The following is a 20,043-nucleotide window of genomic DNA, read 5'->3' as shown; positions in this document are numbered from 1 at the left end:
ATCTCCCTGTGCGCACGGTGCGCAACGTGCCGTCATCGGGCGTCCGGTGAAGATCACCCTGCCGACGGCGTTGTCTTCGGATCATTCCGATGTATAGCCTAGCTGTGGAATGTGACATTGCACTGAGGGGGTGGCTATGAAAGTCGTTGTCGTGGGTGCGGGCATTGTGGGCGCCGCGTGCGCGTTCCACGCCGCCGCGGCGGGCCTCGACGTCACGGTTCTCGACCGGGGGCCCGTCGCCGCCGGCACGACCAGCCGGGGGGAGGGCAACATTCTCCTCTCCGACAAGGAACCGGGACCTGAGCTGGAACTGGCGCGGCTCAGCCGTGATCTGTGGGACGAGGCGGGCGAGGAACTCGGGCCGGACACCCTCGAACTGGAGGCCAAGGGCGGCCTGGTCGTCGCGAGCACACCCGACGCCCTCACCGCCCTGCACGCGTTCGCCGCGGGCCAGGCAGCGGCCGGCGTCCGCACCGAACCCGTCGAACGTGTCCTGGATCTCGAACCGCAGATCGCGCCCGGACTTCCCGGCGGCGTCCACTACCCGCAGGACGCCCAGGTGCAGCCCGTCCTCGCGGCAGCCGCACTGCTGCGCGCCGCGGTCCGGCGCGGCGCGCGGACGCGCACCGGCGAAGCCGCCGCCGCGGTCATCGGACCGGGCGGCCGGATCGCCGGAGTCCGCACCACCGACGGCACCGTGCTGGCCGCCGACGCCGTGGTGAACGCTGCGGGCACCTGGGGCGGTGAGGTCGGCCGCCGGCTCGGCGCCCCCATCGAGATCCTGCCGCGCCGGGGCTTCGTCCTCGTCACCGAGCCGCTGGCGCCGATGATCCGGCACAAGGTCTACTCCGCCGACTACGTCGCCAACGTCGCCTCCTGCGATGAGGGGCTGGAGACCTCGTGCGTCGTCGAGGGCACCCGGGCGGGCACCATTCTGATCGGCGCCAGCCGCGAGCGCGTCGGCTTCGACACCGCAATGAACCCCGCCGTGGTCGCCGCGCTCGCCGCCCAGGCGTGCCGTCTGTTCCCGTTCCTGCGCGGCACCCATCTGATCCGCGCCTACCGGGGCTTCCGGCCGTACTGCCCGGACCATCTGCCCGTCATCGGTCCCGACTTGCGTGTGCCGGGCGTCGTTCACGCCTGCGGCCACGAGGGTGCCGGCGTCGGCCTCGCACCGGGTACCGGCGCACTGGTCACCGCCCATCTGCTCGGCCGCCCCTGGAGGGGCGCCGATCCGGCCGCCCATACCGCCCTCCTGCCCGACCGATTCCTCACCACCGGAGGTGTGCCGAAGTGAGCGAGTTCACCGTGGACGGCGAACCGCTGCCGTTCGTACCGGGACAGACCCTGGCCGCCGCGCTCGTCGCCTCGGGCCGGGTCTCCTGGAGGGTCACCAGGCTCGGACAGCGGCCCCGCGGAGTCTTCTGCGGGATCGGTGTCTGTTTCGACTGTCTGGTGACCATCGACGGAAAGGGCGGGCAACGCGCCTGCCTCGTACAGGCCCGCACGGGCATGGCCATCACGACCGGCGAGGGTGACGATGACTGAATCCGGTGACCTCGTGGTCGTGGGCGCGGGCCCGGCCGGCATGGCGGCTGCCGCCACCGCCCTGGACGGTGGACTGCGTGTCGTTCTCGTCGACTCGGGGGCCGCCCTGGGCGGCCAGTTCTGGCGTCACCCCCCGCAACAGGCGCGTCGGGCCATCCCGACCGCGGATCTCCACCACGGACTGCGCGAGTACCGGGCGCTGTGCGCGACCCTGTCCGCCCACGCGCGCACCGGCCGGCTCACCCTGCTGTTGCACCACCATGTGTGGACCACGGCCCGTGAGGACGACGGGTTCGCCGTTCACGCCGTGGACCGGAGCCGGGCACCCGAGGAGACCGCCGTAGTGCTGCGCGCGCCGGCACTGCTGGTGGCGACCGGCGCCTATGATCGTCAACTTCCCTTCCCGGGCTGGGATCTGCCCGGCGTGCTCACCATCGGGGGTCTTCAAGCGCTGCTCAAGGGCGGGGGAGTCGCCGCCGGCCGCCGGGTGGTGCTCGGCGGTACGGGACCGTTCCTGCTGCCGGTCGCCGCGGCCCTCGCCTCGCGGGGGGCCGAGGTCGCCGCGGTGTGCGAGGCGGCCGCGCCCTCGGCCTGGCTGCGACACCCCGGACCGCTGCTGCGCAACCCCGCCAGGTGGGCCGAGGCCGCACGGTACGCGGGCACACTCGCCCGGCACCGCGTGCCGGTCCGTACCCGCACCGCGATCGTCGGCGCCGAAGGCGACGGGAGGGTCGCCGTGGTGCGTGTCGCCTCCCTGGACGCCGACGGCACCCCGCTCCCGGGTACCGAGCGCCGGATCGAGGCGGACACGGTGGGAGTCGGCTGGGGCTTCGCACCCCAGCTCGACCTCCTCGTCCCTCTCGGCTGCACCCTCGCCGACGCGGGCGACGGCACCATGGCCGCCGCCGTCGATGACGGACAGCGCACCGGTGTGCCCGGCCTCTACGCGGCGGGCGAGACCTGCGGCGTCGGCGGTGCCGCGCTCGCGGTGAACGAGGGGGCGATCGCCGCTGTGTCGGTGCTCACCGACCTGCGGGCGTCCGGCCTGCCGAACGTCCGGCGCCTGGCCGCGAAGCGTGCCGCGGTGGCCAGGCACCGAGTCTTCGCCCGCGCGATGGCACAGGCGCACCCCCTGCCACCTGCCTGGTCCGCGTGGCTGACCGACGACACGCTGGTCTGCCGGTGCGAAGAGGTCACCGCAGGGGCGGTCCGAGCCGCCCACGCCGACGGACCGGCGTCCGACCACCGGCAGGTCAAACAGCTGACCAGGGCCGGCATGGGGTGGTGCCAGGGCCGGATGTGCGGGCCCGCCGTGCACTGTCTCGTGGCCCGCGATCAGCCGTACGCATCCGCGGAACGGCTGATCGCGACCCCCATCACCCTCGGCGGGCTCGCCGGTCTTGACGAGTCCACCACCGATCACACCTGAGGAGTTCACATGAACCAGAACCGCATGCCCTGGCACGGCGTCATCGTCGCGACGAGCCTTCCGTTCGACCAAGACCTCGCCGTCGACCACGGTGCCTTCGGCGACAACGTCGCCTGGCTCGCCGAACAGGGCCTGCACGGCGTCGCGCCCAACGGCTCGCTGGGCGAGTACCAGACCCTGACGTACGAGGAACGCGACCGCGTCGTGGAGACCGCCGTCGCGAACGCTCCCGAGGGCTTCACCGTCATGCCGGGTGTGGGAGCCTACGGCGCGGTCGAGGCGAAGCGGCACGCACAGTTCGCCAAGGACGCCGGCTGCCAGGCCGTCATGTGCCTGCCGCCCAACGCCTACAGAGCCGATGACCGCGCCGTTCTGGAGCACTACCGGATGGTGGCCTCGGCCGGACTCCCCGTCACCGCCTACAACAACCCCATCGACACCAAGGTCGACCTGCGCCCGGAGCTGCTGGCCAAGCTGCACGCCGAGGGGTACATCGTAGGCGTGAAGGAGTTCTCCGGCGACGTCCGGCGCTGCTACGCCATCAGTGAGCTGGCCCCGGGGCTCGACCTCCTGGTCGGCACCGACGACACCCTTGTGGAAGTCGGTCTCGCCGGCGCCAAGGGCTGGGTCGCGGGCTACCCCCAGATCTTCCCGCGCGCGTGCCTCGACCTCTACAACGCCTCGCTGGCAGGCGATCTCGACACCGCGCTCCCGCTCTACCGCCGGCTTCACTCCGTGCTGCGCTGGGACAGCAACACCGAGTTCGTACAGGCCATCAAGCTCGGCCAGGACATGATCGGCCGGACCGGCGGCGCCTGCCGTCCGCCCCGGCAGGCGCTGGCCCCCGAGACCGAGGCCTTCGTGCGCGCCGCCACCCAGGCCCTCATCGACGCCGGAGTGAACTGAGATGCGTTCGGTCGCCTGTTACCACGCCGTCGACTCGCACACCGAGGGGATGCCGACCCGGGTCATCACCGGCGGGGTCGGCGTCCTGCCGGGCGCGACGATGGCCGAGCGGCGGCAGCTGTTCGTCGAGCAACGCGACCGGCTGCGCACCCTGCTCATGTGCGAGCCGCGCGGGCACGCGTCGATGTCCGGGGCGATACTCCAGCCCCCGACCCGGCCGGACGCCGACTTCGGCGTCCTGTACATCGAGGTCTCCGGCTGCCTGCCCATGTGCGGGCACGGCACCATCGGCGTGGCGACGGTGCTCGTGGAGACGGGCATGGTCGAGGTGGTCGAGCCGGAGACCCTCATCCGCCTCGACACACCCGCAGGGCTGGTCACGGCTCGGGTCGCCGTGCGGGACGGCCGCGCCGAGTCGGTCACCCTGGAGAACGTCGCGTCCTTCAGCCACGCGCTGGACCAGGTGGTCGAGGTCGAGGGCTTCGGCCCGGTCCGCTACGACATCGCCTACGGCGGCAACTTCTGCGCCTTCGTGCGCACCGAGGACCTCGGCATCCCCTTCGCCCGGGTGGAGAAGCAGCGACTGCTCGACGCGGGCGTGGCCGTCATGGACGCGATCAACACGCAGAACCCCGTGGCTCATCCGGAGGACCCCGCGATAGACGTCTGTCATCACGTCTATCTGGAGGCGCCCGACTCGACCGCCGGGCACTCGCGGCACGCCATGGTGGTCCACCCCGGGTGGTTCGACCGCTCACCGTGCGGGACGGGAACCAGCGCCCGGCTGGCGCAACTGCACGCGCGGGGGCTGCTGACGACCGGGCGGGACGTCGTCAACGAGTCCTTCATCGGCTCCCGCTTCACCGGCCGGATCCTGGGAGAGACCACGGTCGGCGGCCGGCCCGCCGTACTGCCCTCCGTCACCGGCCGCGCCTGGATCACCGGGACCGCGCAGTACCTGCTCGATCCCACGGACCCCTTCCCGGCCGGGTTCACCATGTGAACCGGCCGAGGGGCGTGTGCGACGGGCCGGCCGCCGATCGGCGGCCGGCCCGCCGTGCAGGTCCGCCCGGACGCCGCACGGCGGAACGGCCCACAAACACGCAGACAGAGACACATCAGGGAGCGTGATCGAGTGACACGGGAGAGTCCGACGGTGGCTGACACACCGCAAGTGAACAGGAGGGCGGAACATCCGACGGCGACCGTGACGCCGGAGACGCGCGGGCCGCTGCGCACCGAACCGATCGAGACGGTGGACTGGCACACCGGGGGCGAACCGTTCCGGATCGTGCCGCAGGCCCCACCGGCCCTGACCCGGGCCGGGCTCACCGTCGCCGAGCGGCGCACGGCCGCGATGGCCGACGACGAGGTCCAGTGGACGCGGGCCCTGCTGTGCGGCGAACCGCGGGGCCACGCCGACATGTATGGGGCCTTCCTGGTGCCGCCGGACGATGCCGGCGCCCACCTCGGTGCCCTCTTCTGGCACAAGGACGGCTTCTCCACGGCCTGCGGCCACGGCACGATCGCCCTCGGCGCATGGGCGGTCGCCTCGGGCCTGGTCCCGGCGTCCGCCGACGGAACGACGGACGTCGTGATCGACGTACCCTCCGGCCGTGTCACGGCGAGCGTGCGCACCGTCGGCGGCCGGGTCGCGGACGTGACGTTCATCAACGTCCCCGGCTACGTCCACGCGCGCGGCGTCGAGGTGGCGACCTCGCGCGGAACCGTCGCCGTCGACATCGCCTTCGGCGGCGCCATGTACGCGGTGCTTCCGGCCGAGCGGTTCGGACTGGGGGTCCGGCCGGAGGACATTCCCCTGCTCATCGCGGCGGGCCGCGAGATCCGCGACGCGCTGAACGCGGCCGGCGCGGCCGAACACCCGGAGGACCCCCGGCTGTCCGGTGTCTACGGGACGGTGTTCACCGAGGAGGCCGGCCCACCGGCCCACCGGTCCGACGGCACCCGGCGGTTGCACCACCGCAATGTCACCGTGTTCGCGGACGGTGAGGTCGACCGCTCCCCGTGCGGCTCGGGCACCGCGGCCCGGGTCGCGCTGCTCGCCGATGCCGGGGAACTGCACCCCGGCGACGAACTGCTGCACGAGTCGGTGGTGGGATCGGTCTTCCACGCCAGGATCGCCCGCCCGACCACCGCCCACGGCCTCCCCGCGGTCGTACCGGCCGTGACGGGCACGGCGTACGCCACCGGGACCTGCCGCTTCACCGTCGACCCCGACGACACCCTCCTGCCGGGGTTCGTGCTGCGATGACGACGATGCTCGACGAGAAGGACGTGCTCGCGCTCGGTCCGGTCGGCGCGGTCGCCGCGGTCCGGGAAGCGCTGGCCGGGGGACTCGACCCGGACGGCGGCGTGCCGCGGGCGATCATTCCGCTGGCACATGGTCAGGGACTGCTCATGCCCTCGGAATCCGGCGGCTGGTTCGGTGTGAAGATCGCGACCGTCGCGCCGGGCAACGCCGCGCGCGGGCTGCGGCGCATCAACGCCACGTATCTGCTGCACGACAGCGAGACCCTGACCCCGGTGGCGATCCTGGACGGGGTGGCGCTGACGACCCTGCGGACCCCGGCCGTCTCGGTCGCGGCCTGCCTGGACCGGCTGCGCGCGCTCGCGGACGCCCGCGGGGGCCTGCGTCTGGTGGTCTTCGGCGCGGGCCCCCAGGGCGAGGGGCACGTCGCCACTGTCCGGGCCCACGTCCCGGTGGCCGATGTCACGGTCGTCACCCGGCGCGGGGGACCCGTTCCCGGCTGGGCGGACCGGCATACGACGGCGGACGGCGCGGAAACGGCTGCTCCGGTGTCCCGCGCGGACGTCGTCGTCACCGCGACCTCCGCCCGCGAACCGGTGGTCGACGGACGTCTGGTGCGTGACGGGGCGGTGGTGCTGGCGGTCGGCTCGCACGAACCGGATGTACGGGAACTCGACGGCGCGCTGATGGGCCGTGCGACGGTCGTCGTGGAGAGCCGGGAGACCGCCCTCCGCGAGGCGGGCGATGTCGTGATGGCGATGCGCGAGGGCTCGCTCACCCCGGACTCGCTGGTGAGCATGGCGGACCTGATCTCCTCGCGGGCCGTTGCCCCGGCCGACCGCCCGCTGGTCGTGAAGACGTGCGGGATGGCCTGGCAGGACCTGGTGGTCGCCGTCGCGGCCTACGGGCGGAAGGGGTGAACTCCGGGGGAGCGGACCTGACCGTCCGGTCCGTAGGCGCCCGATGATCCGGTCGGGACCACCGGTCGTACCGCACGTGTCCCGGTGTCAGCGGGTTCCGCGCCCGAGGGCCGGGGACACGTGCCCGGCTTCCCGCTTCCGCGCCGACCACAGGGTCCGCACATGCGCGAGATGGCTGCGCATGTGCTCCTCGGCGCCCGCCGCATCCCCGGCGATCATGATGTCCAGAAGTGCTGTGTGCTCCTGCGCCGAACCCGCCAGCGACCCTTCCTGGGACAGATCGGCGAGTCCGTAGAGCCGGGAGCGCTTGCGCAGTTCGGCCACCGTCTCCACGAGACGGGCGTTGCCCGCGAGGGCGAGCAGGTCGAGATGGAAGCGGCGGTCCGACTCCAGGTAGGCGATCAGGTCGCCCCGGTCGGCGGCGGCCACGATCTCCTCGGCCACCGGGCGCAGCGCCTCCAACTGCTCGCGTGTGGCGGACCGGGCCACGCGGCCGATGGTGGGGATCTCGATGAGCGCGCGGATCTCGGTGTACTCGTCCAGGTCGCGGTCGGAGAGCTCGGTGACCCGGAACCCCTTGTTGCGCACCGCCTCGACCAGGCCCTCGCGGGCCAGATCCAGCATCGCCTCGCGCACGGGCGTGGCGGAGACGCCGTACTCGGCGGCCAGCGTGGGCGCCGAGTAGATCACGCCGGGCTGGAGATCTCCCGAGATCAGCGCGGCGCGCAGGGCGTTGGCCACCCGGTCGCGCAGGTGCTCCTGCACCGAGAGGAGTTTGCGGGACGTTAGCCCACTCATGCATTCCCTTTCAGCGGTTTGTCCCCGCACTATACAATGTCACGTTGCGCAGAATCCGCATCGTCCGCCGCAGGCCGACGCGGGGTGTCTCCGGCCGTGCGCGCCGGGGTGCGGAGCTCCCGGGGCCCTCAGGGGCCGGGGCTTTGGGACACGGTTCGATAACAGGGTGACCTACTCCTTGGCTGTGCAATGTCACATTACTATTTTACAGGTCACACACCACACGCCCCAGCGGTTGCCCCGGGCCGGACGGTCCGCAGCGCCTGCCCCGGGCCGTCCGGCCACCCCGGATCACGAGATCCCTCCGGACCATCCCTTCCACCCGGCCTGTTCCGCGTCTGCCGTGTCTTCCCCGTACCTGTACCGAGGAGTGCCCCCATGTCCCGTCGCACCCGTGCGCTGTCCGCATCCCTGAGCGCCACGCTCTCCCTGGCCCTGCTGGGGGCCTGCACCGCTCAGGGAGGTGACGACGGCGGCTCGGAGAAGGGACAGCCCGGCGTGGCCACCGGCACCGTCATCGGAGGCACCCCGAAGAAGGGCGGCACCCTGACGGTGCTGTCCAACCAGGACTTCGCCCACCTGGACCCGGCCCGTAACTGGGTCATGCCGACCATGGACTTCGGCACCCGGCTGCTCTACCGCACCCTGACCACCTTCCGGGCCGCCCCCGGCGAGAAGGGCGCCGGCATAGTGCCCGACCTCGCGACGGACCTCGGTACGCCCTCCGACGGCGGCCGTACCTGGACCTTCACCCTCAAGCCCGGCCTCGTCTACGAGGACGGCACCCCCATCCGTGCGCGTGACATCAAGTACAACGTGGAACGCTCCTTCGCCCCGGACCTCGCCGGCGGCCCCGACTACGCCCAGCGCTATCTGGCCGGTGCCGAGGGCTACGACGGCCCACTGGGCGGCAAGCACCTCGACTCGATCAGCACCCCGGACGACCGCACCATCGTCTTCTCGCTGCGCAGACCCGTCGCCGAGTTCTCCTACACGGTCACGCTGCCCACCTTCTCGCCCGTGCCCGCGTCCCGGGAGAAGGGGGTCCAGTACGACCTCCGGCCCTTCTCCTCCGGGCCGTACCGCATCGACAGCTACGCCCGCGGCAAGAAGCTGGTGCTGGTCCGCAATCCCCACTGGGACGCGGCGACCGACTCGGTGCGCAAGGCGTACCCCGACCGGATCGTCGTCATCCAGGGCCTCAAGGGCGGACAGATCGACGACCGGATCATCGAGGGGGCGGGCGCCGACGCCTCCGCGGTCGAGTGGTCCGACCTGCAGCCCTCCAGCGTCGCCAAGGTGCTTCCGCGGCCCGAGGTCAGGAAGCGGCTGTCCGCCGAGCGCACCGGCTGCACCGACATGCTCGCGCTGAACACCTCCCGGCCGCCCTTCGACAACCTGAAGCTCCGTCAGGCGATGCAGTACGCCGTCGACAAGGAGGCGCAGGTGACCGCCAACGGCGGACCCGCCCTCAACGACATCGCCACCGGCTATCTGCCGCCTTCCCTCACGGGCGGCCAGGCCGTCGAGCCGGTCCACGGCCGGTCGGCCACCGGTGACGTGAAGAAGGCCGAAAAGCTCCTCGCCGAGGCGGGCAAGCCCGACGGCTTCGACACGACGATCACCGTGTCCACGGGCGACAAGAACCGCGCCGAGGCTCTCCAGCAGAGCCTGTCCAGGGTCGGCGTACGGCTGCGGATCGAGACCGTCGACCCCTCGGTCTACTACGACACCATCGGCGACACCGCCAACGCCCCGGACATGGCCATCAGCGGCTGGTGCCCGGACTACCCGTCCGCCGCCACCTTCCTGCCGTTCGTCTTCGACGGCCGCACCATCAGGGCCAAGGGCAACCAGGGCAACGTCTCCCAGTTCCGGGACAAGGCCGTCGAGCAGCGCATGGACGAGATCGCCGGGATGCCCGACGCGGCCGCCGCCAACGAGGCCTGGACCGAACTGGACACGGCGATCCAGCGCAAGTCCCCGGCCGTCCCCCTGCTCTGGGAGCGCAAGCCGCTGCTCGTCGGCGACAACATCGCCGGAGCCTTCGGACACCCCTCCTGGACAGGCCAGTTCGACTTCGCCGTGATCGGTCTGAAGGACCCGTCCCGGAGCAAGGGCTGAGAGGGCGAGGACACATCATCATGAGCCCCACCGCGCAGACCGCCGCACCGGGCGACGCCCCGGCGGCCGACATACCCGGTTCCCCGGCACCGCCCGACGCCCCGTGGCGGACCACCTGGCGCCGCCTGTGGAACGACCGCGGCAGCCGGTTCGCCCTGCTGACCGCCGCGCTGCTGATCCTTGTCGCCCTTGCCGCGCCCCTGCTCAGCCGGCTGGGAGGCTGGCCGCCGACCGCCTTCGACACCTCCGCCATCGACCCCTACCTCGGAGGTCTGCCCCGCGGCCCGCTCGGCGGCATCGGTGCCGAGCACTGGCTCGGCGTGGAGCCGGTCACCGGCCGCGACCTGTTCGCCCGCGTGGTCCACGGCGCCCAGGTCTCCCTGACGATCGCCTTCGCCGCCACCGCCATCGTCGTCGTCACCGGCACCGCCGCGGGCATCGCGGCCGGCTACTTCGGTGGCCGCATCGATACCGTACTGAGCCGGCTGATGGACCTGACCATGTCCTTTCCCTCGCTCATCTTCATGATCGCGATGATGTCGGTGGCCCAGGACGTCAACCGGGTGGTACTGATGACCGTCGTCATCGGCGTCTTCGGCTGGCCCGGCATCGCCCGGGTCGTGCGTGCCGAGGCCCTTTCCCTGCGCCACCGCGAGTATGTCGAGGCCGCCCGTGCCTGCGGCTGCGGGCCGTGGCGCATCCTCACCCGGCAGGTACTGCCCAACATCTCCGGGCCCGTCATCGCGTACACCACCCTGCTGATCCCCGGAATGATCAGTACGGAGGCGGCGCTCAGCTTCCTGGGAGTGGGCGTGCGCCCGCCCACCTCCTCCTGGGGCCAGATGATCGCCGAGGCCGTCACGTACTACGAGACGGACCCGATGTACTTCATCGTTCCCAGCGCCTTCCTCTTCGCCGCGGTGCTCGCCTTCACGGTGCTCGGCGACGCCCTGCGCGACATCCTCGACCCCCAGGCAGGCCGCCCGTGATCACCTACCTGGTCCGCAGAGGACTCGGCGTGGCCGGTGTCCTGCTGGCCATCTGCGCCGTCACCTTCGTCATCTTCTACCTGCTGCCCGCCGACCCCGCGGCGGCGGCGTGCGGCAAGACATGCAGCCCCGAACGTCTGGCCGAGGTACGCCACTTCATGGGGCTCGACCAGCCCGTCTGGCGACAGTTCGGCGACTACCTCGTCGGGATCTTCACCGGCCGGGAGCTCGGCAGCGGCCCCCATGCGCTGCAGTGCGGCTTCCCCTGCCTCGGCTACTCCTACGAGAACGCCCTGCCGGTGTGGGACCTGCTGATGGACCGCCTGCCCGTCTCCGCGTCCCTGGCCTTCGGCGCGTCCTGCCTGTGGCTGGTGCTCGGGCTGGGAGCCGGAGTGACCGCCGCCCTGCGGAAGGGGGGACTGCTCGACCGCACACTGATGGTCGGCGCCGTCGCCACGGCCTCACTGCCCGTCTACTTCACCGCGGTGATGCTCCTGTACGCCCTGGTCAGGCTGACCGGGCTGCTGCCCTACCCCACCTACGTCCCGCTCAGTGACGACCCACTGGGCTGGGCGACCAACCTGGTGCTGCCGTGGACCGCCCTGGCGCTGCTCTACGCCGCGATGTACGCCCGCCAGAGCCGCAGTTCGATGATCGAGACGATGGCGCAGCCGTACATCAGGACCGCCCGCGCCAAGGGCATGCCCGCCCATGTCGTCGTGGTCAAACACGGGCTGCGCGCCGCGATGATGCCGGTGCTCACCCTCTTCGGCATGGACCTCGGCGCACTGCTCGCCGGCGCGGTCATCACCGAGTCCATCTTCGGAATCCCCGGTGTGGGACGACTGTTCTACGACGCCCTGCAACGCTCCGACCAGCCCGTCGTGCTCGGCGTCACCCTGCTGGCAGCGTTCTTCATCGTGGCGGCCAACGTCGTCATCGACCTCCTGTACGCCGTCGTCGACCCGAGGGTGAGGAACTGACCGTGCGGACCACCACTGAACCGGCCCCACCCCTGCTGCGCGTCCGCGATCTGCGGATCGCCTTCGACACTCCCACCGGAGCGGTCCAGGCGGTCGACGGAGTCTCCTTCACGGTGGAGGCCGGCCGCACCCTGGGCCTGGTCGGCGAGTCCGGCTCCGGCAAGTCGGTCACCTCCCTGGCCGTGATGGGCCTGCACCGCAGAGCCAGGGTGAGCGGGTCGATCACCTTCGCCGGACAGGAACTCCTCGACCTGACCGACCGCCGGTTCGGCCGGCTCCGCGGCCGCCGGATGGCCATGGTCTTCCAGGACCCGCTGTCCGCGCTGCACCCCGCGTACACGGTCGGCGAGCAGATCGCGGAGGCCCACCGCCACCACTTCGGCAGCGGCCGACGCGCCGCCCGCAAACGAGCCGTGGACATGCTCGGCGAGGTCGGCATCCCCGAACCGGCCCGCCGGGCGGGAGAGTACCCGCACCAGTTCTCCGGCGGGATGCGCCAGCGCGCCGTGATCGCCATGGCACTCTCCTGCGAACCCGAACTGCTCATCGCCGACGAACCGACCACCGCGCTCGATGTCACCGTCCAGGCGCAGATCCTCGAACTCATCGCCCGTCTCCAGCAGGAACGGGGACTGGGTGTTCTGATGATCACCCACGACCTGGGCGTGGTGGCGCGTGTGGCCCATGACGTCCTCGTCATGTACGGGGGGCGCGGCGCCGAACAGGCGACGGCCGACGAACTGTTCCGCGGCCCGGCGCACCCCTATACCCGAGGGCTCCTCGACTCCCTGCCCCGTCTGGACGATCCCGACGACGTGCCGCTGCGCGCCATTCCCGGCAGCCCGCCGTCGCCCTCGGATCCGATACCCGGCTGCCCCTTCGCGCCCCGCTGCCCACAGGCGGCCGGTGCCACCGAGCCGGAGCGGACCCGCTGCGCGGAGGAAAGGCCCCTGCCGAGGGTGATTCCCGGCGACGGCGGCCGGCTGGTCGCCTGCCATCTGCCCCTGACGGCCGTACCGGGCCCGTCGAGTTCCGGTTCGCCCGGCGGGGCCCCCGTACCGGCCGAGGAGGCCCGATGAAACCCACGCTCCCGAAGTCCGCCCACCCGTCGGCACGTTCACGGGAGGCGGGAACCGCGCCGGTCGTGGACCCGGTAGCCGCAGCAGGTGGGACGGCGCCGCTCCTGTCCGTACGTGACCTGGTGAAGACCTTTCCCGGCCGCCGGGTGCTGGGACGCCCCGCCGCACCGGTCCGCGCGGTGGACGGCGTCGATTTCGAGCTCGCCGCGGGGGAAACCCTCGGCCTGGTCGGAGAGTCCGGCTGCGGCAAGTCCACCACCGGCCGGATGCTGGTCCGGCTGCTGGAACCCACCGCCGGCACCGTCGAGTTCGACGGCCAGGACATCACCCATCTTTCCCCGCGCCGGCTGCGGCCCACCCGCCGCCACCTCCAGATCATCTTCCAGGACCCCTATGCCTCACTGAACCCCCGGCAGACCGTCGCCCGGATCATCGCCGAACCGCTGCTGGTGCAGGGAAGCACAGCCGGCGCCGCCCGGGACAAGGCCGCCGAACTGCTGGAACTGGTGGGCCTGGGTGCCCAGCACCTCGACAGGCATCCGCACCAGTTCTCCGGCGGCCAGGCCCAGCGCATCGGTATCGCCCGCGCCCTCGCGACCGGCCCCCGCCTGATCGTCGCCGACGAACCGGTCTCCGCGCTCGACGTATCCGTCCAGGCCCAGGTCGTCAACCTGATGGAGCGCCTGCGCCACGAACTGGGCCTCTCCTTCCTCTTCATCGCCCACGACCTGTCCGTCGTGAAACGGGTGTGCGACCGCGTGGCGGTGATGTACCTGGGCCGCATCGTCGAGATCGGCGACAAGCGCGAGGTGTACGGTGCGCCCGCCCACCCCTACACCCGGGCGCTGCTCTCGGCCGTCCCCTTGCCGGACCCGGCGGCGGAGCGGCACCGGGAACGGATTCTTCTGCTCGGCGACCCGCCGAGCCCCGCCGCGCCCCCCAGTGGCTGCAGCTTCCATCCGCGCTGCCCGAAGGCGCGGGACGTCTGCCGTACCGAGCGGCCACTGCTCGACATAGTTGGGCCCGGCGCCCGCAAGGCCGCCTGCCACTTTCCCGAGACAGCCTGACGGGCTCGGGCCTTCCCGGAACATCCGGGACAGTCCCCGGGCCGGCCACCACCTCCGCCGCCGTGATGGTGCCTCACTCCGGTGCCGGTGCGGCGGCGCATGTGGCCGGTCCTCTGCCACGGAGGGGAGTCGGCAGCTGAGCGCCTCGGCGTGGAGAACACAGGGAGGGTACGCGGGCGGAGACGGTGCCGACAGAGGGACCCCGGGCGATGCCCAGGGTCCCTCTTGCCGAGCTGTTCCACCCTTTCAGCCGCAGGCCACGGCCCGGACCAGGTGGCTACCGCACGTCGTAGGCGCGGGTGACGGTCTGGGTGACCGCGTTGCCGTTGGCGTCGGTGAAGGACGCCTTCAGGGTGACCTGCTTGCCGGAGGCACCGGCGTGGTCGACGACAGCCGTCCAGCGGCCGTCGTGCCGCTCGGTCGGCGCCTCGGTCCACGTGGTGCCGCCGTCGTAGGAATAGGACAGCGCGGCCGCGGTGATCGCGCCCGGGGCGTATCCGGCGTGTCCCTCGACCGACAGACCGATCCTGGTGCCGCTCTGCGCGGGCAGGGTATTCAGGCCGTCCACCGACAGGTCGTATGCCGGGAAGAGGATCGGCAGGCCGCGCGAGAAGACATCCGGCTCCCTGTGGGAGCGGAAGTTCCAGGTGGTGGTGACCGCGGTGGAGCGCAGCCAGTTCCGGTCCGAGCTCGGGATCTTCTCCAGAATCTGGGTGAGTTCGTAGGCGGAGTCCTCGTCCGGAACCGGGAACGCGCCGTAGGGATAGGCGCTGGTCGCGATCCGCTCACCGTTGCGCTTCAGCGCGAGCTTGCCGAGGTCGCCGAACGACCCGCCGGGGTACCAGTGGTCGCCGGATCCGTCGAGCCAGAGCGCGGTCTGAATTCCGATCATGCTGCCCTGCCGCTCGGCGGCCAGCACCGGCTTGCCATCGAGGTCACGCGCGGCCGCCGGCCGCAGAGGGCCGCGATACCACTCCTCGGCACTCCGCTGTCCGGTCCGGTAGGTGCGCTCCTGGTCGCCCATGAACGCCGCGAACGGGAAGCTGGTCATCGCGCCGTGGTACCAGATGTCGTCGCCGGTCGTGTAGTAAGCGGTGCGGATGGCGGGCACATGCACCGGGCCGAAGGAGCTCACCGGCACATAGCCGCCGCTGCCCCCGGCGGGGCGGACGAACAGGGCGTCGAGGTAGTCCCCTTCCTTGCCCATCGCGTTCCACGTTTCGGTGACCCTGGCCAGCCGGGAGTCCTTGGGCCGGTAGACCTGGTCGCTGTGCAGCGGTCCCGGGGTCGGGAACGTCAGGTTGTAGGCGTAGGGCGCTCCGTCCTGCGAGCCTGTCGCACGCCAGGTGGGCCGGAACTCGAAGGTGCCGTTCCCGGCACGTCCGTCGACGTCCGCGTAGTAGTTCTGGACGGTTCCGTCGGCTGTGAGCGAGCCGGAGATCTGCCAGGTGTCATCCCAGGTGCGGGTGTAGCTGAACGTGGTGCTGTTCACCTGCGCGGGCCGGTCGGTGCGCACGCTCAGCCGATGGGCACGGCGGGCGTCCAGGACAACAGTCGTGTCCCGGGTGATCCGGAGCTGCGGCTTCGCGAGGTAGCTGATCGATTCGGGCGCGCCGTCGAGGCCATGTGTCGCTACGAAGCCGCTGAGGGAGTAGTTGCCGGGGCGGACGCTGTAGGTCTGGTCGGCCGCTCCGCCGTTGCTGCGGCGCTCTCCCTTGTCGATGTCCAGGCTCATGAGGTCCACGGAGGAGGGCCCGGCCGCGGGCTTGCCGTTGCGGTCCAGCACGCTGACCCGGAGCGTGACCGTCTCCGGCTGGACGTAGAGGGTGACCGGCACGGTGACGTGCACGTCACCGCCGGTGGCCAGGATCCGGCCGGTGACCGCACCGTACTGGGAGTCCTTGAGACGGGCGGTGGGGTCGATCCGCACCGGCACCTGGGCGGTGGCTCCCGCGGGGACCGTCACCTTGCGCTGCCCGGTCTTGATGATGCCGGAGCGGACGGTGCTGCCGTCGTTGCCGTGAACGCCGCTGACCTTCAGGTCAAGGGTGAGGTCCTTGGGGCCGGTGTTGGTGAAGGGCACCTTCACGGTGGTGCGGTCCGAGGCGTCCTGAGGCCAGTTGTAGCTGCCGGCCTGGACGGCGGGTGCGGCGAGCACCTTCTGGTTCACCGCGGCGAACACGTCGAGAACGCCGCCACCGGTCTGGTCGGCGCCGGCGACGTTGCCGCCCGTGCGGGCGGATGAGACCAGGCCGGCCTTCATCTGCTGTGCGGTCCATTCCGGGTGGGCCTGGCGAAGGATCGCCGCCGCGCCTGCGACATGCGGTGTCGCCATCGACGTGCCGGACATCGACTGGTACGCGTAGACGCCGCGCCCGCCCGCGTTGGCGGCCGAGATGTCGACACCCGGGGCAGCGATCTCGGGCTTGAGCGTGTGCGTGACGGCCACGGGGCCGCGGCTGGAGAACCAGGCGGTGCTGTCGTCCCGGTCCACGGCACCGACGGTCAGTACATCGGGTACGCACCCGGGCGAGGAAACGGTTTCCGTGCCGGAGCCGGCATTGCCCGCGGCGACGACGAACAGGGTGCGCGAATTCTGCGCGAGCTGCTTCGCGGCCTGTGCCACCGGGTCGGTGCAGTCCCCGGCCGACGGGCTGCCCAGGCTCATGGAGACGACGTCGGCCTTCTGGCCGACAGCCCACTGCATACCTGCGATGACCCAGGAGTCCTGACCGTACCCCGCGTCGTTGAGGACCTTCCCGATGAGCAGGGAGGTACCAGGAGCCACGCCCTTCTTGCGGCCCGCACCGGCGACCCCGGACCCGCCGACCGTGGAGGCGGTGTGGGTGCCGTGGCCCACCCGGTCGCCGGTGGTGGTGGAGTCCGTGAAGTTCTCGGAGCCGGTGACCCGGTCCACGAGGTCCGGATGCTCGGCGTCCACGCCGGTGTCCAGCACGGCCACTGTGGTGTTCTTGCCGTCGTAGCCGGCCGCCCATGCCTCGGGTGCGTGCACCTGCCGGGTCGACCGGTCCAGTGTGGCCTCGACCTTGCCGTCCAGCCACAGCTTCTTCAGCGTGGAGCCGGTACGCGAGCGAGGGTCGGTGACGTCCTGCCAGAACGTGGCGGAGGCGTCCTTGTCCGCCGTGAGCGCTACGCCGCCCACGGCGGGAAGCGGCAGGCCGCGTTCGGAGCCGCGAGGTGCCTTCGGGGCGCTCCTGGCGACGTCGACGCTGTCGCGGTAGACGGCGATCAGCGGGAGCGTGTCGGTGTGCCCGTCGTCGTATCCCTGGCGGATGAGCCCGGTGACGTTGAACAGCTGCTCGTCGACCTTGCCCGCGCTGATGGCCGCGGGGACACCATCGGGATAGACGTAGAGGTCCTTGCCCGACTGAAAGGTCTGGAACATCGGCCGTGTGCCGTCCTCGTGGGGCAGCACAGCCGCCGAGCTGCGGCCCGACCTGTCCGTGGTCACGAGGACCTTGTCGCCTGCCGACGAGGGGCTTCTTCCCCGAGCCTGCGTCATGCGGCGTATCCGCTGCTCCGGACGGTGTGACCGCAGTGAAAGCCATGGCCGCGGCGGAGGCCGCGGCCATGGCTATACGTGTGATGGGGCGCATGAATCTCCCTGCTTGACGCCATCGGATGCCGTGGTGCGGCTGCAGCCTGGCAGAGGTACGGATGGCATAGGGGTGCCCGTGCGTGGCGGGTTTCCCGCATGTCGGGTTTCCGTCAGGTGGTCACGGCGGAGCGCAGATCACAGCCAGCCGGCACGGGCGGCGTGCCAGCCGAGCTGCAGGCGCGATTCCGCGCCCGCAAGATCCATCAGGCGGCGCGTCCGCCGCTCCACGGTCCGCAGGGAAACGCCGAGCTGCGAAGCCGCTCGCCGGTCGGAAAACCCCGCCAACAGCAGTGCCAGGAGCTCAAGTTCGCCCTCGGTGGGTTGCTGCTCCGTTGCCGCCTGCACCCGTACACCCGTGGGAGTGGGGTGCAGCGGCCGGGCGTGGTCCCATTCCTTCTCGAACAGGTGCACCAGAGCGGTGAGCAGACCACTGCGGTGCACCACGATGGCACTCGGCTCGCCACAGGGACCGGTCACATCGAGTGGCACCATGGCGCGCTCCCGGTCCGACACGACCATCTTCAGCGGCAGGTTCTCGACGAGACGGAGTTCCAGTCCCGCGGTGATGGCCGCGCGCATGTCCCGCGCCACCTCATCCCCGTCGAGGTAGTCCCTGGTGGCCACGACCCGGAATTCGACCCCGCGGTCGAGTGCGGAACTCTCCGCCAGGTCGGTGTCCTCGCGAGGCACGCGGTCGGCGCGCCCACAAGGAACACGAGCAGTTCCCGCTGCGCGCCGAGCTGCAGCTGGTGGAACCGGTGGGCGACCTGTTCCACGCCGACGACCACCTCCACGACACTGCCCGCAGGGTGCGCGGCGGCACTCCGGTACTGCTCGGTGAGCATCGAGAAGGCGGTCTCGGCCCGCTGCAGCGCGTTGCGCTGGTCGACCAGGAGCGGGGCGAGAGCCACGGACGGTGGAGTGAGCCGGTACCTGGTGGCGGGTCCGTCGTCGGAGACCCGGTCGGCCGAACCGGGCGTCTCGCCGACCGCATCGGACACCACCGCGACCAGACCGCGTGCCGCCAGGTCACGCAGCACGCGGGCGATCTCGGCCTGCTCCAGTCCGGTCTGCCGGACAAGGTCCTGCGCGGAGGCGGAGGACCGGGGCAGCAGAGCGGTGTAGACGGCCTCTTCGGCCCGGCCCAGTCCCAATGCCTGCAACATCTTGCTCCCCCCTCGGGGGGAGACCCTATCCCGGCCGCCCGGTGTACGAGGCGCCGTCTCCCAGCCCTCCCACCGGAGGCGTGGCCGTTCGGCGAGGTGCGGGCCCCGCTCACCGGGCGAGGACGCACCATCAGCCCCGACGTGCGGCTGATGGTGCGTCGGGCGGTGAGGGACGTTGAAGCGGCGGCAGCCGCGGCTGCCGCCGCCGGGCACCGGCCCTCCGGCCCCGTTCCAGGTATGGATGACGTATGTCTACCCGGCGCTGCGGTCGGTGCTGCCCCCGTCCGGCCCGGGGGCGTCCTGTCCCAGGCCCCGGCGGATCGCGGTCTCCACGGGTGAGTACGCGCCGTCGGACCGCTCCAGTTCGTACGGTGCGGCCGGCATCAGCGGCGGCTGGGCCATGAAGCGCGGCCGCACCCCATGGTGCGGTTGCGCCGCGTGCACCAGGAACGGATGACACAGGAAGACGTCGCCCGGGGACCCGGTGGCGAGGGCGAGCGGCCGGTGGTCGGACGCCGCCACCAGATCGGGCGCGAGGGTCAGCCCGCTCGCCCCGTCCTCCCCGTACTTCTCCAGCACCTTCGGCACGTCGAGATGTGAGCCGACCCGGATCCGGGTCGGGGCGTCCTCCTCACCGACCTCGCTGAACAGGAACAGCATCAGCAGCGCCCGGCCCCGGGAGCGCAGATTCGTGAAGTACCAGGTCTCGTCCTGGGGCAGATAGCTCCCCTCGATGTGCCAGCCCGCGTCGTCCGGCTCCTCCTCGTGCGGGAAGCGCAACGGGAACGTACCCAGCGAGTAGCGCGGCTCCCAGCGTCCCGCGCCGACGAGAAGGTCGTACGCGCAGTGCAGGGAGGGGGAGTTGGGCGCGGCGGCGAACGGCCCCTGCGCCATTCCGGCCACCCAGTGCACGGGCTGGGTCCATGTCGCTGGATCCTCCGGATCGCAGCCCGTCTCCCGCCACAGCAGCCGCGCGCAGTCCGCTGCCACGCGCGGCGCGACGGCGCCCTCCAGCTTCACGAAGCCGTCGCGGAGGAAGCGGGAAACCAAGGTCGTGTCATCCATGCCCCCATCGTGCGGCGGCACCCGTCCCGGTCACCCGACATTCTCCGCACCGCCTTTGTCGGGTGCAGCGGTCCCCGGCCG

The 20,043-nt window shown here is 71.6% G+C and carries 16 protein-coding genes and 1 pseudogene; 12 read left to right on the top strand and 5 right to left on the bottom strand.

Features of this window, described 5'->3' with window-relative positions:
* The first annotated feature begins 136 nt into the window (after positions 1 to 136).
* From ACIGJO_RS30210 to ACIGJO_RS30180, 7 genes are all read left to right on the top strand, one after another.
* Complete coding sequence (locus ACIGJO_RS30210) at positions 137 to 1,297, top strand: NAD(P)/FAD-dependent oxidoreductase (RefSeq protein ID WP_399963555.1); 1,161 nt, start codon at positions 137 to 139, stop codon at positions 1,295 to 1,297.
* On the top strand, positions 1,294 to 1,548 hold the full coding sequence (locus ACIGJO_RS30205; RefSeq protein WP_399963553.1) for a (2Fe-2S)-binding protein: 255 nt from the start codon (positions 1,294 to 1,296) through the stop codon (positions 1,546 to 1,548). The genes ACIGJO_RS30210 and ACIGJO_RS30205 overlap by 4 nt, the downstream gene beginning before the upstream one ends.
* Positions 1,541 to 2,977 (top strand): NAD(P)/FAD-dependent oxidoreductase, encoded by a 1,437-nt coding sequence (locus tag ACIGJO_RS30200; RefSeq protein WP_399963551.1) that lies wholly within the window; start codon positions 1,541 to 1,543, stop codon positions 2,975 to 2,977. The genes ACIGJO_RS30205 and ACIGJO_RS30200 overlap by 8 nt, the downstream gene beginning before the upstream one ends.
* A gap of 9 nt (positions 2,978 to 2,986) precedes the next feature.
* Positions 2,987 to 3,883 carry a dihydrodipicolinate synthase family protein gene (locus ACIGJO_RS30195; protein ID WP_399963549.1) on the top strand — a complete coding sequence of 299 codons (897 nt, stop codon included), beginning with the start codon at positions 2,987 to 2,989 and terminating at the stop codon, positions 3,881 to 3,883.
* 1 nt (position 3,884) lies between these two features.
* The gene (locus tag ACIGJO_RS30190; protein ID WP_266926945.1) at positions 3,885 to 4,886 is read left to right on the top strand and encodes a proline racemase family protein; all 1,002 of its coding nucleotides are present in this window, start codon (positions 3,885 to 3,887) and stop codon (positions 4,884 to 4,886) included.
* A 204-nt stretch (positions 4,887 to 5,090) separates the two neighbouring features.
* Positions 5,091 to 6,155 (top strand): proline racemase family protein, encoded by a 1,065-nt coding sequence (locus ACIGJO_RS30185; protein WP_399963545.1) that lies wholly within the window; start codon positions 5,091 to 5,093, stop codon positions 6,153 to 6,155.
* Positions 6,152 to 7,072 (top strand): ornithine cyclodeaminase family protein, encoded by a 921-nt coding sequence (locus ACIGJO_RS30180; protein ID WP_399963543.1) that lies wholly within the window; start codon positions 6,152 to 6,154, stop codon positions 7,070 to 7,072. Before ACIGJO_RS30185 ends, ACIGJO_RS30180 begins: the two co-directional genes overlap by 4 nt.
* A gap of 87 nt (positions 7,073 to 7,159) precedes the next feature.
* On the opposite strand, the gene ACIGJO_RS30175 is transcribed toward ACIGJO_RS30180, so the two are convergent.
* Positions 7,160 to 7,870, bottom strand: coding sequence for a GntR family transcriptional regulator (locus ACIGJO_RS30175; protein WP_399963541.1), 711 nt, complete (start codon positions 7,868 to 7,870; stop codon positions 7,160 to 7,162).
* A gap of 378 nt (positions 7,871 to 8,248) precedes the next feature.
* Between ACIGJO_RS30175 and ACIGJO_RS30170 the strand changes: the two genes are divergently transcribed.
* The 5 genes from ACIGJO_RS30170 to ACIGJO_RS30150 are packed head-to-tail and all read left to right on the top strand — an operon-like array spanning position 8,249 to position 14,112.
* Complete coding sequence (locus ACIGJO_RS30170; protein ID WP_399963539.1) at positions 8,249 to 9,994, top strand: ABC transporter substrate-binding protein; 1,746 nt, start codon at positions 8,249 to 8,251, stop codon at positions 9,992 to 9,994.
* 20 nt (positions 9,995 to 10,014) lie between these two features.
* A complete protein-coding gene (locus ACIGJO_RS30165; protein WP_399963536.1) occupies positions 10,015 to 10,983 on the top strand; it encodes an ABC transporter permease in 969 nt (322 codons plus the stop codon).
* Complete coding sequence (locus ACIGJO_RS30160; RefSeq protein WP_399963533.1) at positions 10,980 to 11,966, top strand: ABC transporter permease; 987 nt, start codon at positions 10,980 to 10,982, stop codon at positions 11,964 to 11,966. Before ACIGJO_RS30165 ends, ACIGJO_RS30160 begins: the two co-directional genes overlap by 4 nt.
* Positions 11,967 to 11,968: 2 nt before the next feature.
* Positions 11,969 to 13,045 carry an ABC transporter ATP-binding protein gene (locus ACIGJO_RS30155; protein WP_399963531.1) on the top strand — a complete coding sequence of 359 codons (1,077 nt, stop codon included), beginning with the start codon at positions 11,969 to 11,971 and terminating at the stop codon, positions 13,043 to 13,045.
* The gene (locus tag ACIGJO_RS30150; RefSeq protein ID WP_399963528.1) at positions 13,042 to 14,112 is read left to right on the top strand and encodes an ABC transporter ATP-binding protein; all 1,071 of its coding nucleotides are present in this window, start codon (positions 13,042 to 13,044) and stop codon (positions 14,110 to 14,112) included. The genes ACIGJO_RS30155 and ACIGJO_RS30150 overlap by 4 nt, the downstream gene beginning before the upstream one ends.
* Positions 14,113 to 14,389: 277 nt before the next feature.
* On the opposite strand, the pseudogene ACIGJO_RS30145 reads toward ACIGJO_RS30150, so the two are convergent.
* From ACIGJO_RS30145 to ACIGJO_RS30130, 4 genes and pseudogenes are all read right to left on the bottom strand, one after another.
* Positions 14,390 to 17,729, bottom strand: a pseudogene (locus ACIGJO_RS30145) (S8 family peptidase).
* 137 nt (positions 17,730 to 17,866) lie between these two features.
* Positions 17,867 to 18,310 carry a hypothetical protein gene (locus tag ACIGJO_RS30140; RefSeq protein WP_399963526.1) on the bottom strand — a complete coding sequence of 148 codons (444 nt, stop codon included), beginning with the start codon at positions 18,308 to 18,310 and terminating at the stop codon, positions 17,867 to 17,869.
* Positions 18,253 to 18,897, bottom strand: coding sequence for a helix-turn-helix domain-containing protein (locus ACIGJO_RS30135; protein ID WP_399963523.1), 645 nt, complete (start codon positions 18,895 to 18,897; stop codon positions 18,253 to 18,255). Before ACIGJO_RS30135 ends, ACIGJO_RS30140 begins: the two co-directional genes overlap by 58 nt.
* A 252-nt stretch (positions 18,898 to 19,149) precedes the next feature.
* On the bottom strand, positions 19,150 to 19,962 hold the full coding sequence (locus ACIGJO_RS30130) for a phytanoyl-CoA dioxygenase family protein (protein WP_399963521.1): 813 nt from the start codon (positions 19,960 to 19,962) through the stop codon (positions 19,150 to 19,152).
* Positions 19,963 to 20,043 lie beyond the last annotated feature (81 nt).

This window comes from Streptomyces sp. NPDC079020, assembly GCF_044542225.1.
Lineage (GTDB): Bacteria > Actinomycetota > Actinomycetes > Streptomycetales > Streptomycetaceae > Streptomyces.
This window is presented reverse-complemented; position numbering and strand designations above follow the sequence as displayed.

Excerpts from the sequence above, each read along its gene's own strand:
- ACIGJO_RS30210 (WP_399963555.1), top strand. The coding sequence starts at position 137 with ATGAAAGTCGTTGTCGTGGGTGCGGGCATTGTGGGCGCCGCGTGCGCG.
- ACIGJO_RS30200 (WP_399963551.1), top strand. The coding sequence starts at position 1,541 with ATGACTGAATCCGGTGACCTCGTGGTCGTGGGCGCGGGCCCGGCCGGC.
- ACIGJO_RS30195 (WP_399963549.1), top strand. The coding sequence starts at position 2,987 with ATGAACCAGAACCGCATGCCCTGGCACGGCGTCATCGTCGCGACGAGC.
- ACIGJO_RS30190 (WP_266926945.1), top strand. The coding sequence starts at position 3,885 with ATGCGTTCGGTCGCCTGTTACCACGCCGTCGACTCGCACACCGAGGGG.
- ACIGJO_RS30180 (WP_399963543.1), top strand. The coding sequence starts at position 6,152 with ATGACGACGATGCTCGACGAGAAGGACGTGCTCGCGCTCGGTCCGGTC.
- ACIGJO_RS30175 (WP_399963541.1), bottom strand. The coding sequence starts at position 7,870 with ATGAGTGGGCTAACGTCCCGCAAACTCCTCTCGGTGCAGGAGCACCTG.
- ACIGJO_RS30170 (WP_399963539.1), top strand. The coding sequence starts at position 8,249 with ATGTCCCGTCGCACCCGTGCGCTGTCCGCATCCCTGAGCGCCACGCTC.
- ACIGJO_RS30165 (WP_399963536.1), top strand. The coding sequence starts at position 10,015 with ATGAGCCCCACCGCGCAGACCGCCGCACCGGGCGACGCCCCGGCGGCC.
- ACIGJO_RS30150 (WP_399963528.1), top strand. The coding sequence starts at position 13,042 with ATGAAACCCACGCTCCCGAAGTCCGCCCACCCGTCGGCACGTTCACGG.
- ACIGJO_RS30140 (WP_399963526.1), bottom strand. The coding sequence starts at position 18,310 with ATGCGCGCGGCCATCACCGCGGGACTGGAACTCCGTCTCGTCGAGAAC.
- ACIGJO_RS30135 (WP_399963523.1), bottom strand. The coding sequence starts at position 18,897 with ATGTTGCAGGCATTGGGACTGGGCCGGGCCGAAGAGGCCGTCTACACC.
- ACIGJO_RS30130 (WP_399963521.1), bottom strand. The coding sequence starts at position 19,962 with ATGGATGACACGACCTTGGTTTCCCGCTTCCTCCGCGACGGCTTCGTG.